This window comes from Thaumasiovibrio subtropicus (assembly GCF_019703835.1).
In the GTDB taxonomy this organism is placed as follows: Bacteria; Pseudomonadota; Gammaproteobacteria; order Enterobacterales; family Vibrionaceae; genus Thaumasiovibrio; species Thaumasiovibrio subtropicus.
This window is the reverse complement of sequence record NZ_AP023054.1, coordinates 3,267,828-3,280,568: the sequence shown is the minus strand read 5'-3', so window position 1 is coordinate 3,280,568 and position 12,741 is coordinate 3,267,828. Positions and strand designations below refer to the sequence as shown.

Sequence of the window (12,741 nt, the reverse complement as noted above, 5' to 3'; positions counted from 1 at the left end):
CAAAAAATATCGCGATCGCGACCTACGGTCGCTTCCAAAAAAGAACCCCGCTTAAAAAGCGGGGTTCGTCATCAATCTGAAGGGAAGCGAATGCTTCCCTTTTGTTTTTGCGCGTTGCTGCCGCAACAACGTCGAATCGGTTTACGCAGGTTGCCATAGACTCGTTAATGAGCCCAACAAACCTTGGGTCGCGCCTTGATCGCCAAGGTACTGCAAAATGATGGGGGCAAACTGACTGATTAACGCAGGATCAATGCCAAGCGCATCGAAAGCTGACATCACGTTGCTCAAGCCTTTTGCGCCTTCTAATACGCCAGCGTATTCTGAAGGGATGGCAGATGTCAGGCTATCCAGCCCCGGGATAAGCGCAGTTAATTCATTGCCTTGTGTATTGCCAAGACTGTTTGAAGCGAGCGCTAATAGTGCCCCTGCACCACCGGCCGCTTGGGTTGGGGATACATCGATTTGGTCACTGAGTAGAGAAACGAGAGGACTGGCTTCTGTGGCTTTGTTATCAAGTGTGGCGAGACCCTTATCGAGCAGGCTTGATGCAGTTGAAACGGTTTCTTCATCAACATGCTTGAGTGCATCGTCAAAGCTGAAAGCGTGTACAGGTAGAGTTAGGCTAGCAAGGACAGCTAAGGTAGTGTATTTCATGATGTTACCTCCTTGTGAATAGAGATAACTTAACTGTATATCAGCGGCATTAAAATACCTAATTGGCTTTTAGTACTAAAAACGGCACCGAAGTGCCGTTTTTCTTAATAAAGTATCACTGTGAGGATTAAAGGATATCCAGTAGCTCAACTTCAAATACAAGTGCTGCAAATGGAGGAATCGCCGCGCCAGCGCCACGCTCACCGTAGGCAAGGTTTTGTGGGATGTAGAGTTTCCACTTTGAACCGACAGGCATTAGTTGTAGTGCTTCAACCCAGCCAGCGATAACGCCAGTCACAGGGAATTCAGCAGGCTGACCGCGCTCTACAGAGCTATCAAATACAGTGCCGTCAGTTAGCATGCCGTGGTAGTGTACGCGAACTGTTTTGTCGCTTGATGGTACTTCACCAGTACCTTCAGTTAGCACTTCGTACTGTAGACCAGACTCAAGTACAGTGACTTCTTCACGTAGCGCATTGTCTGCTAGGAATGCTTCACCGTCTGCCGCTGCCACTTTAGCTACTTCTTGACGAGCCGCTTCAGCACGCTCGTGAAGATCACGTAGCGCATTGTTGATTTCGTCAACTTCGATTTCTGGCATCTCATTAGTTAGAGAAGCTGCGATACCTTTTGCGATTGCCGCAACATTCAGGCCTTCCAGACCACTTTGCGCCAATTGTTGGCCCATTTGTAGACCGATGCCGTAGCTAGCTTTAGTTTCAACGGTGTCCAGTTTTACGTCGAACATAATTTCTCTTCTTTATTTGAGGTATGAAATGTCGAGGATAGCAGCTAAACCCGCGCCACATCAAGGTGTAGCCTTGGCTTAGGGGAAGGACTGTGCCACTTACATGCAAAAGTGTGCTGAGTTCCAATTTCCTCTGGCGACACTTCGGAAAACCTACGTCATGTAAAGGCACTATTCTGCGTCAGAGGTCAAAAGGGGCGGGTTTGCTTGTTATACGTGTTGGTGAAAATGTAGACTCGGTAAACTTTTCGCATAAAACGTCGTCTAATACCTCTGCGTTACACGGTTTTTTGCTGTAGGTTCATTTTTCACAGAGAAATAACGGAACTCATCATTAGCCTAGGTATACTGTGATTCTCGCTTTTCGGCGAGCATACTTTTTATTGTCTCTGATTTTTAAGATCCAAGGGAGAACGCATGGGTCAAGCCAAGCGCCGTAAACCGGTCAAAACATCCCCTCAAGTCTCGCAATTTACATGGCGTGCCAGTATTGAAAGTGGTTGGCGTTCTTGCGCCGCGGTGGCGAAGCGTGTTGGTGATAAGTTTGGTTTTATTTGGGATAAGGTGGCGCGTTATATCCCCTTGCTACATCGCCGAGTCTTGGTGGTTTTAGTCCCAATAGTGCTGATTTTATTGCTCTGGCCAAGTCGAGAGAAAGGGCCGGAGGTTCAAGAAGAGGTTCGCCGCAATGTGCCGATTCATTTACCTGAAGAAACAGTGACTGAACCGGCATCGCCTCAGCGTCCTGTGCAAACAGAAGGCGCGCGTTCCGTCACAGAAATGGTTGAAGCACCATCCAAGCCAGAAAGTGTTGCGCCAGCTCGTCCTATTTCAACCGATTGGCAGCAGCATAAGATTGCGGATGGACAAACGCTCGCGGCAATTTTTCGCAGCAAGGGACTCCCTTTGAAAGATTTGTACGCGATTGCAGCTATTGAAGGGGATGATAAGCCGATCAGTCGTGTTAGAGCAGGACAGATTTTGCGCTTTAAACAGACGGAGTCAGGTGAGCTAGACGTGTTACAGATTGAACGGAGCGGTCAAGAGCCAGTGATGTATGTGCGTCTATCTGATGGCAGTTTTTTCCGCAGTGATCGTTAGACTTATCACCCAAAGACGAGCAATGCCGAAGGCCACATTTGTGGCCTTCGTTGTTTTGATTTAGAGAGTAGGCTTCTCTGCGGCGGTGGCTTTATGAAAGAGAAGCCCGCGCAAACGCTGCCAAGGTAAAGGCATCATGGGAATGACGATGAGCAAGATTCCCGCGAAAGTGATGGCATCCGGAATTTCGTCAAACCACATCACACCAAACAGGGTGACGAAGACAAGGCCCGAGTATTCGGCTAGGGCAATTTTCCCTGCGTTTACCTCCTTGTAAGCGATAACAGCAAGCGCATGGTAGCCAAGTACAAAAAGGTTAATCGCCATAATCCATCCTACCTGCGTCAGGGTAATGGGCTGCCATTGCGCAATTGCAATAATCAGAGACACAGGGAGGGTCATGACACCCGTCCAAAACAGGGTAGAAACTAAAGGCTGCTCTTGTGGTAGGCGGCGAATCAGTATGTTTCCTAACGCCATACCCAATGCGCTGCCTAGTCCAACAATCGCAGCCCAATGAAAGTGGCTCGGGCGAAGCACGAGTAAAACGCCCATAAATCCAATAACGGTGGCAATCACTTTGGCGAGAGGTGGCGGCTCTTTCAACAACACAAGTGAGAGTGGCAACATCATCAATGGGCCAACGTAGAACATCGCGTTGGCTGTCGCGAGTGGCAGGTAAGTAATGGCGACCATCGCGCAAGCGCTTCCTATCAAGATAACCTGCGCGCGGGTGAAGGCGATTTTGCAGCAGCCTTGGTAGCGTTGTTGTTTCGGAAGTTTTAGCCAAAAAGGTAGCAACAAGAGTGTACTTAGCAGTTGGCGAATAAAGACATATTGGAAAGTAGGCACGTTGCCATCGAGTATTTTTAGTGACACGTCAGAGAATGACGCGAGCAGGTTAGCGAGGATAAGTAATGCAATTGCGCGTTGTGTTGCTGAGGTCATTCCAGTTTCTTCAAAGTTAATCGCATATCAATATGCGGGATGTCATCTTCCAAGTAAGGCTCTGAGCAAGCTTCAAAACCAAACTGACGATAAAAGTCGATCAAAGCATGCTGAGCGCCAATGGTGATCACTGCGGGGTTGAAGTGAGATCGTGCGACAGCGATGCCTTGCTCCATTAAAGGCTTACCTAATTGCTTACCTCGTCCGTGTGGGGCGATGATGACACGACCAATACTGACAGTCTCGTAGGTGATGCCCGCGCCCAGTACGCGGAGATAGGCGGTGAGCTTGCCTGCTTGGTAACCAAGAAGGTGAACAACCTCTTCGCGAGTGTCGTTCCCATCTAATTCTGGATAGGGGCAGTTCTGCTCAACAACAAACACGTCGATACGCAGCTTAATCAGGGCATGTAGTTGCTCAGTATTAAGCTGAGAGAAAGTGTAGGCTTGCCATTTCATCGTCGACTCCTTTCGTTATGAAGGCCGTATTCTATACCAAAATGAAAAGAGGTTTCAAAATACAGAGGTTGTGGTTCATGGAGGCAAGATGTTTGTCGAGGAGAAAAGACGTTATGAAGCGCGTTAGGCACAGAATGTGACTAGCACACTGTTTTTCTTAGAAGAACTGGTTATGTCTCATAGCTGGTAGTTAGCATCAAGTCTGATTGGTGTCGCTCGGTGATTTGCTAAGTTGTTGATATGTATGGGTCTTGTGTTTTTGCTCGGGGACTCGTTGTTACGTAAAACAAAAAAGCATAAAAAATGAAATTTTAGAATTTCAGGTAATATCGCCATCCTCCTATAGTGTCTTCATCTTAATGGATGAGGCTCTGTTTATGGATTTTCTGCCCCTGCTATCACAATTTCAACGCGCTCCGCACTCAGAACAACGAGCAGCAGACGAGTCGCGTTCGCTTTTTTCTCAAGCAGGCGCAGATATTCGTCAGTTTATTAATAAAGCGATCAAGCTCATTCCTTCACGCCCTCAGTCGCAAGGGAGCGTTGCACTTATTGGCTCTGGTCCTGGCGACCCGGGCTTGCTGACACTGCGTGCATTGCAGTTAATGCAAGATGCGGAAGTAGTGCTGTATGACTACCTTGTGTCGAATGAAATCATGTCCCTTATCCACGATAACGCAGAGTTGATTTGTGTGGGTAAGCGCGCGGGTTATCACAGTGTGCCACAAGAGGAAACGAACCGCTTGTTGGTTGAACATGCCCTAGAAGGAAAGCGTGTTGTGCGTTTAAAGGGGGGAGACCCTTTTGTCTTTGGGCGCGGTGGTGAAGAGTTAGAAGTCTTATTTGACGCGGGTGTGCCATTTCAAGTTGTTCCGGGCATCACCGCGGCAGCAGGGGCGACGGCTTATGCCGGTATTCCACTGACTCACCGTGATTATGCCCAGAGTGCCATGTTTATCACCGGTCATTTGAAAGCGGATCGTGATGATCTGGAGTGGACAACGTTGGCGCGTGGCAATCAGACCCTTGTGATCTACATGGGGTTAATGAAGTCAAGCCATATTCAAGCGCAGTTACTTACTCATGGTCGCAGTGCAGATACCCCAGTCGCCATCATTGAGCGCGGTACGCATTTACAACAGAAAGTACAAATCGGTCAGTTGGACCAACTGGCGGATCTGGCTAAAGACGCCGAATCACCCTCGTTAATCGTCGTGGGTGAAGTGGTGCGCTTAGCTGACAAGCTTGCCTGGTTTGAACAGGTAGCAACCCCATATTCATCCTTGCCTGCTGCGGCTGGCGAATAATAGCAATGGAGAAAGAGATGGATCCGAAACGATTAACCCACCTCAAGCAACTGGAAGCGGAAAGCATACATATTATTCGCGAGGTGGCGGCAGAGTTCGATAATCCGGTCATGATGTATTCGATCGGTAAAGACTCCTCTGTGATGCTACACCTTGCACGTAAGGCGTTTTACCCTGGTAAAATTCCTTTCCCACTTCTGCACGTTGATACGGACTGGAAATTCAAAGAGATGATTGAGTTCCGCGATCGTACGGCGGAAAAATATGGCTTTGAATTGTTGGTACATAAAAACCCTGAGGGTTTGGCGATGGGTTGTAGCCCATTTGTCCACGGTTCGTCGAAGCATACCGATATCATGAAAACTCAAGGTTTGAAGCAGGCGCTCAATAAGTACGGCTTTGATGCTGCTTTTGGCGGTGCACGCCGCGACGAAGAGAAATCACGTGCGAAAGAACGTGTTTACTCTTTCCGTGATAAGAACCACACCTGGGATCCTAAGAATCAACGTCCTGAGTTATGGCATACCTATAACGGCCAAATCAACAAAGGTGAGAGCATTCGTGTGTTCCCACTATCAAATTGGACTGAGCTAGATATCTGGCAATACATCTTGCTAGAAAACATTGAAATTGTACCGCTTTACCTAGCGGCAGCGCGCCCCGTTGTTGATCGTGATGGAATGCTCATCATGGTGGATGATGACCGTATGGAGCTACGTGAAGGTGAAGAAATCGAGCATAAGAGTGTGCGTTTCCGCACATTAGGCTGCTACCCATTAACCGGTGCTATTGAGTCTGAAGCTGACACCTTGCCAGGCATTATTGAAGAAATGCTGGTGGCTACATCAAGTGAGCGTCAGGGACGGGCTATCGACCATGACCAATCTGGGTCGATGGAACTGAAGAAGCGTCAAGGTTATTTCTAAGGAGAGCAGCATGAACAGTGTAATTGAACAACAAGTCGCTGAGCTGGGTATCGAAGCCTACCTCGATCAGCATCAACATAAATCTTTGCTGCGCTTTCTAACTTGTGGCTCAGTTGATGACGGTAAAAGTACTTTGATTGGCCGACTGCTCCATGATTCGCAGCAAATTTATGAAGATCAACTGGCCGCGATCCACGCCGATAGTCAAAAAGTGGGTACAACGGGTGAAAAGCCTGACTTAGCACTCTTGGTTGATGGTCTGCAGGCAGAGCGTGAGCAAGGGATCACTATCGATGTTGCCTATCGTTACTTCTCAACTAAAGCGCGTAAGTTCATCATCGCGGATACTCCCGGACATGAGCAATACACGCGTAATATGGCAACAGGGGCATCAACCTGTGATCTCGCGGTTATTTTGATTGATGCGCGTAAAGGTGTATTGGACCAAACTCGTCGTCACTCTTACATTGCGAGCTTACTGGGGATTAAGCACTTTATCGTTGCAGTGAACAAAATGGACTTGGTCGATTTCGATCAGAGCCGCTTTGAATCTATCCGTGATGAGTACCTCGCGTTTGCTGAAAAGCTCAATCAAGATATCGACATCAAGCTAGTGCCTATTTCTGCATTAGAAGGTGATAACGTCGTTGATCGCAGTGCAGGCACACCATGGTATGAAGGTGAAACGCTGCTTGAGATCCTTGAGTCGGTGCAGTTGGGCGAGCGTGAAGAACAAGCTTTCCGTCTGCCTGTGCAATACGTAAATCGTCCTAACCTTGATTTCCGTGGTTTTGCCGGCACCTTGGCATCAGGCACGGTGAAAGTTGGTGACGTAGTTAAAGCCCTACCTTCAGGCAAGGTCTCAACCGTCTCTCGTATCGTGACTTTCGATGGTGATTTGCAAGAAGCCCATGCGGGCCAAGCGGTCACGGTCACCCTTAATGATGAGATTGACATTAGCCGTGGCGACCTTTTGGTGCCAGCGAATGATGATGTTTTACAGAGTAATACTCTATTAGCCGATTTGGTGTGGATGGCTGAGCAGCCATTGGTGCCGGGTCGTCAGTACGACATTAAAGTGGCCGGAAAGAAAACGGTTGGCTCAGTCTCTGCGATTAAGCACCAAGTGAACATCAATACGCTTGAGACATTCGACGTATCAGAACTGCCATTGAATGGTATTGGTCTGTGTGAAGTTGAGTTGACTGAATCCATTGCCTTCGACCGCTATCAACAAGTTCAAGATACTGGTGGCTTCATCGTTATCGACCGTCTCACTAACGTCACTGTGGGTGCAGGTATGATTCGCGATGCGGGCGAGCAAAAAGAAGTGACTAAAGAAGGCCAGATGCAGGCTTTCGAGGAAGAGTTAAAAGCCCTTATCCATAAATACTTCCCTAGCTGGGATCCAAGTATCTAAGTGGCTATTAAGGAGACGCTAGGATGGTGAGTTGGGAGCAGGGAATGGTCCTTGCGCTGTTAATGGTCATTGTGACTTGCCTGCTCGCAACACGCATTAAGCCTGCGTTTCTATTTGCGGGGGCAGCGTTTGTTGCCTTCCAGTTTGGACTGATTGAGCTTCATGATGTGGCGGGTAATTTTACCAACCCGTCACTGCTGACACTCGTCTTATTGATCTTGGCTTCAGTGGCGTTGGAGAAAACGCGATTGATTTCATGGGTTGGTCAACAGATAAGTCGTGGTGGTCAAAGTACAGTCGTCGCCAAGCTTGGACTGTCGACAGCCTTCCTTTCCTCTTTCACCAATAACACGGCGGTGGTGATCTCTCTGATTGGCGCGGTGAAGCGCAATCAAACCCATGCACCATCACGTTTATTGTTGCCCCTATCCTATGCGGCGATTTTAGGTGGCACCTTAACCTTGATTGGTACATCGACCAATCTGATTATCAATAGTTTTGTCGAAGATGCGGGACTACCCAGTCTTGGCTTCTTCGCGCCTAGCATGGTTGGACTTGCTGTGCTATTTGGTGGTCTCATTTTACTTATTCCGCTGAGCTACTTGCTTCCGGTCAATGATGACCATCATCAAGATGATCTCCCTTATTTTCTCGAAGCAAAAGTCGCTGGAGGTTCGCCGTTGGCGGGTAAGACTGTCGCTGAAAACGGTTTACGCGCCCTTCGTCGTCTCTTTTTAGCGGAAGTCATTCGCGATGGCGAGACCATTGCCCCTGTTTGTCCTGACACAGAGCTGAAGAGTGGGGACACGCTATTGTTTTGTGGTGACATTGAAAGTGTCACGACGCTTCAAGAGATTAAAGGACTTCAGCTGTTTGGTCATCATCATATCAATGGCCAGAATTTACTTGAGCTGGTGGTGAGCCAGTCGGCATCTATTCGCGGAAAGACGTTAAAAAGCGCGCGATTCCGCGAGAAGTTTGACGCTGTTGTCGTGGCTATTCGTCGAGGCCATGAGCGATTAGAAGGCGGGCTCGGCAATATCGAGCTCAATGCGGGCGATACCTTAGTGATCGTGCCGGGTAAGTCGTTCAAATCAAGCCAACATTTATTGAGTCGTGAGTTTGTACTCGTGAATGGCCTTGACTCCAGTGCGCGCCTTGATACGCAAAAGAGTGCTGCCGTCCTCGCAGGGTTTGCAGCCGTCATTGGCTTTTCGTTGCTGGGTGTGATGCCAATCATCAAAGGGCTATTGGGCTTTCTTTTGATCATGTTGGGTACGGGAACCATTAGCCTTACGGAGTTACGACGTCGATTTCCGACTGATATTGTGATTATTGTCGGATCTGCATTAACCATTGCTCAGTTGATGATGAGCTCAGGGCTATCCGCCAATATTGGCGATTTCTTCGTTGAATCGATGAATGGGTGGGGAGTGTATGGGGCCTTGGTTGCAACTTATTTGCTGACGATGATCTTTACAGAGCTCGTAACCAATAATGCTGCCGCAGCATTGTCGTTTCCGTTTGGTTATAGCCTAGCGTTGGCATACGGCGTGGATCCAATGCCGTTTATTATGGTGGTGTTGTTTGGTGCGAGTGCAAGCTTCATTTCACCTTATGGTTACCAAACGAACTTATTAGTGTATAGCGTGGGTAACTATCAGATTAAGGATTACATCAGGGTTGGCTTGCCCATCTCGATCATCTATTCCGCATTAGTGCTATTACTGGTGCCAATCCTGTTTCCATTTTAATTGAGGGAGTGTGTCATGAGTGCACAAGTAGAATCTAAGCCACAAGATGAAAACATTGTGTGGCATCAGCATGCTGTCGATCAGGCTCAGCGAAGCGAACAAAAACGCCAGCGCCCAGTTGTTTTATGGTTTACGGGCTTGTCTGGAGCAGGTAAATCTACCATTGCGGGCGCGCTGGAGAACCTCCTCGTTGCACGTGGACAACACACTTATTTGTTGGATGGCGACAATGTTCGTCATGGCCTTTGCCGCGACTTAGGTTTCTCCTCTCAAGACCGTCGTGAAAACATTCGTCGTATCGGTGAAGTGGCGAAGCTAATGTCAGATGCAGGGCTGATTGTGTTAACGGCATTTATTTCGCCGCATCGTCAAGAGCGTCAGCTAGTTCGCGATTTGCTGCCTGATGGTGACTTCATCGAAGTCTATGTAGATACTCCTCTGGATGAGTGCGAAAAACGCGATCCTAAAGGGCTCTATAAAAAAGCACGCGCAGGTGAGATCAAGAACTTCACGGGCATCGACTCGGAGTATGAATCACCAGAGAATCCAGAGATCCATTTACAGGCTGGTTCAGCAAGTGTAGAAGCACTGGCACAAGAATGTCTTGACAAGCTCGTGGAATTGAAAGTGGTGCAAGCATAGTGAGTAGTTCGTTACTAGATCGCGTTGTCGATATAGCAGAAGGTGCCGGTGATATTGTCTTAGGTTTTTATAATGATGATGTCGGTATCGAGTATAAAGAGGATGAAAGTCCATTAACGGAAGCGGATCTCGCGGCCAATCGCTATATTACTGATGCATTGACAGCGCTAACCCCCGATGTCCCCGTGCTATCAGAAGAGTCAAAGCATGCCCCTTGGTTAGAAAGAAAGCAGTGGAGCAAATTCTGGTTAGTCGATCCTGTTGACGGCACGAAAGAGTTCATCAAGCGAAACGGTGAGTTTACCGTCAATATCGCGTTGATTGATTCTGGTAAAGCGACACTGTCAGTGATTGTTGCGCCGGCGCTTGCGAAAACATGGTTGGCTAATGGTGAGCAGGCTTGGCTGAAAGTCGACGGGGAAATTCAGCAGATTTCGGTTAAACAGGCTGAAAAGCCAACAATTGTAGGTAGCCGGTCTCATAAAAGTGATGGGATGGCAGCATTTCTTGAGGGTATTGGTGAGCATAACTTTGTTTCGGCGGGTTCTTCGTTGAAATTCTGTTTAGTTGCCGAAGGCGTAGCGCAATACTATCCTCGATTAGCGCCCACCATGATGTGGGATACGGCTGCGGGGCAGTGTATTGCTGAAAGTGCTGGGGCAAAAGTGCTTGATGAACAAGGTGAGCCGTTGAGTTACCACAGAGAAGCGCTACTCAACCCTTTCTTTATTGTTTCTATCTAATCAAATAAGCCCAAAACGTAGGGTTTTTGGGCTTATTGGTCTCTTTTTGTGCGAACAACATAAAAAAACTCTTTTTCTTAAAAAAAGGCTTGTCAGCGTAATAAAGATCTCTATAATGCCGCCTCACTGACACGGAGCACGGCGCTGAAAAGCAATGTCGCCCACCGAGTTAGCCTCGAAAGAGGGATGTCAAAAAGTGGTTTTGAAAATAACTAAAATTACTTGTTGACATCAAATCAGGAAAGCGTAGTATACGCAGCCCTGACACGGTAACAGCGTTACCAGTCAACGTTCTTTAACAATATGACCATGCAATCTGTGTGGGCACTCGTTGAATAGATAGTCTAAAGATTTATCAATGATACTAGTGACCAAATTAAGACTTCGGTCTTAGCACAGTCAATTCATTACTTAGCAATAAGTAATATCAGTATTCATTGAGCCGGTCGCAAGACCAACAAAACTTTAATTGAAGAGTTTGATCATGGCTCAGATTGAACGCTGGCGGCAGGCCTAACACATGCAAGTCGAGCGGAAACGACTTAACTGAGCCTTCGGGTGACGTTAAGGGCGTCGAGCGGCGGACGGGTGAGTAATGGCTGGGAACCTGCCCTAACGAGGGGGATAACCATTGGAAACGATGGCTAATACCGCATAATCTCTACGGAGCAAAGAGGAGGACCTTCGGGCTTCTCGCGTTAGGATGGGCCCAGTTGGGATTAGCTAGTAGGTGAGGTAACGGCTCACCTAGGCGACGATCCCTAGCTGGTTTGAGAGGATGATCAGCCACACTGGAACTGAGACACGGTCCAGACTCCTACGGGAGGCAGCAGTGGGGAATATTGCACAATGGGGGAAACCCTGATGCAGCCATGCCGCGTGTATGAAGAAGGCCTTCGGGTTGTAAAGTACTTTCAGCAGTGAGGAAGGTTTAGTAGTTAATACCTGCTAGATTTGACGTTAGCTGCAGAAGAAGCACCGGCTAACTCCGTGCCAGCAGCCGCGGTAATACGGAGGGTGCGAGCGTTAATCGGAATTACTGGGCGTAAAGCGCATGCAGGCGGTCTGTTAAGTCAGATGTGAAAGCCCGGGGCTTAACCTCGGAACCGCATTTGAAACTGGCAGGCTAGAGTCTTGTAGAGGGGGGGTAGAATTTCAGGTGTAGCGGTGAAATGCGTAGAGATCTGAAGGAATACCGGTGGCGAAGGCGGCCCCCCTGGACAAAGACTGACGCTCAGATGCGAAAGCGTGGGGAGCAAACAGGATTAGATACCCTGGTAGTCCACGCCGTAAACGATGTCTACTTGGAGGTTGGTGTCTTGAACACTGGCTTTCGGAGCTAACGCGTTAAGTAGACCGCCTGGGGAGTACGGTCGCAAGATTAAAACTCAAATGAATTGACGGGGGCCCGCACAAGCGGTGGAGCATGTGGTTTAATTCGATGCAACGCGAAGAACCTTACCTACTCTTGACATCTACAGAAGCTTGAAGAGATTCGAGTGTGCCTTCGGGAACTGTAAGACAGGTGCTGCATGGCTGTCGTCAGCTCGTGTTGTGAAATGTTGGGTTAAGTCCCGCAACGAGCGCAACCCTTATCCTTGTTTGCCAGCACTTCGGGTGGGAACTCCAGGGAGACTGCCGGTGATAAACCGGAGGAAGGTGGGGACGACGTCAAGTCATCATGGCCCTTACGAGTAGGGCTACACACGTGCTACAATGGCGCATACAGAGGGCGGCCAACTTGCGAAAGTGAGCGAATCCCAAAAGTGCGTCGTAGTCCGGATTGGAGTCTGCAACTCGACTCCATGAAGTCGGAATCGCTAGTAATCGTAGATCAGAATGCTACGGTGAATACGTTCCCGGGCCTTGTACACACCGCCCGTCACACCATGGGAGTGGGCTGCACCAGAAGTAGATAGCTTAACCTTCGGGAGGGCGTTTACCACGGTGTGGTTCATGACTGGGGTGAAGTCGTAACAAGGTAGCCCTAGGGGAACCTGGGGCTGGATCACCTCCTTAACGATAAGACTGCTGTTA

11 protein-coding genes and 1 rRNA gene are annotated in these 12,741 nt (G+C 48.5%); 8 read left to right on the top strand and 4 right to left on the bottom strand.

All coding sequences use genetic code 11. From position 1 onward, the window contains the following. Window positions 1-141: 141 nt before the first annotated feature. Window positions 142-657, bottom strand: coding sequence for a DUF2780 domain-containing protein (locus TSUB_RS14565; protein WP_087024634.1), 516 nt, complete (start codon window positions 655-657; stop codon window positions 142-144). A 127-nt stretch (window positions 658-784) separates the two neighbouring features. After that, the gene (locus TSUB_RS14560; protein WP_087024633.1) at window positions 785-1,405 is read right to left on the bottom strand and encodes a BamJ family beta-barrel-assembly machinery protein; all 621 of its coding nucleotides are present in this window, start codon (window positions 1,403-1,405) and stop codon (window positions 785-787) included. 417 nt (window positions 1,406-1,822) lie between these two features. Here TSUB_RS14560 and TSUB_RS14555 point away from each other — a divergent pair, with 417 nt between their 5' ends. Continuing rightward, the gene (locus TSUB_RS14555) at window positions 1,823-2,506 is read left to right on the top strand and encodes a LysM-like peptidoglycan-binding domain-containing protein (protein ID WP_087024631.1); all 684 of its coding nucleotides are present in this window, start codon (window positions 1,823-1,825) and stop codon (window positions 2,504-2,506) included. A gap of 60 nt (window positions 2,507-2,566) precedes the next feature. Here TSUB_RS14555 and TSUB_RS14550 read toward each other — a convergent pair whose 3' ends face one another. Together TSUB_RS14550 and TSUB_RS14545 are read right to left on the bottom strand one after the other, a co-directional pair. After that, window positions 2,567-3,454, bottom strand: coding sequence for a DMT family transporter (locus TSUB_RS14550; RefSeq protein ID WP_087024630.1), 888 nt, complete (start codon window positions 3,452-3,454; stop codon window positions 2,567-2,569). Continuing rightward, window positions 3,451-3,912 carry a GNAT family N-acetyltransferase gene (locus tag TSUB_RS14545; RefSeq protein ID WP_087024628.1) on the bottom strand — a complete coding sequence of 154 codons (462 nt, stop codon included), beginning with the start codon at window positions 3,910-3,912 and terminating at the stop codon, window positions 3,451-3,453. The genes TSUB_RS14550 and TSUB_RS14545 overlap by 4 nt, the downstream gene beginning before the upstream one ends. Before the next feature lie 377 nt (window positions 3,913-4,289). Between TSUB_RS14545 and cobA the strand changes: the two genes are divergently transcribed. The 7 genes from cobA to TSUB_RS14510 all read left to right on the top strand — a co-directional run bounded on the left by cobA (window position 4,290) and on the right by TSUB_RS14510 (window position 12,723). Further along, a complete protein-coding gene (gene cobA / locus TSUB_RS14540; protein WP_087024923.1) occupies window positions 4,290-5,219 on the top strand; it encodes a uroporphyrinogen-III C-methyltransferase in 930 nt (309 codons plus the stop codon). Between the two features lie 17 nt (window positions 5,220-5,236). Continuing rightward, window positions 5,237-6,145: a sulfate adenylyltransferase subunit CysD gene (cysD, locus tag TSUB_RS14535; protein WP_087024915.1), complete on the top strand. Its 909-nt coding sequence runs from the start codon at window positions 5,237-5,239 to the stop codon at window positions 6,143-6,145. 10 nt (window positions 6,146-6,155) lie between these two features. Further along, window positions 6,156-7,565, top strand: coding sequence for a sulfate adenylyltransferase subunit CysN (gene cysN, locus TSUB_RS14530; protein WP_087024917.1), 1,410 nt, complete (start codon window positions 6,156-6,158; stop codon window positions 7,563-7,565). 23 nt (window positions 7,566-7,588) lie between these two features. Beyond that, window positions 7,589-9,319 carry an SLC13 family permease gene (locus TSUB_RS14525; RefSeq protein ID WP_192867876.1) on the top strand — a complete coding sequence of 577 codons (1,731 nt, stop codon included), beginning with the start codon at window positions 7,589-7,591 and terminating at the stop codon, window positions 9,317-9,319. A 15-nt stretch (window positions 9,320-9,334) separates the two neighbouring features. Beyond that, window positions 9,335-9,961: an adenylyl-sulfate kinase gene (cysC, locus tag TSUB_RS14520; protein WP_087024919.1), complete on the top strand. Its 627-nt coding sequence runs from the start codon at window positions 9,335-9,337 to the stop codon at window positions 9,959-9,961. Next, complete coding sequence (cysQ, locus tag TSUB_RS14515) at window positions 9,961-10,704, top strand: 3'(2'),5'-bisphosphate nucleotidase CysQ (RefSeq protein WP_087024921.1); 744 nt, start codon at window positions 9,961-9,963, stop codon at window positions 10,702-10,704. The genes cysC and cysQ overlap by 1 nt, the downstream gene beginning before the upstream one ends. Before the next feature lie 466 nt (window positions 10,705-11,170). After that, a 16S ribosomal RNA gene (locus TSUB_RS14510) occupies window positions 11,171-12,723 on the top strand. Window positions 12,724-12,741 lie beyond the last annotated feature (18 nt).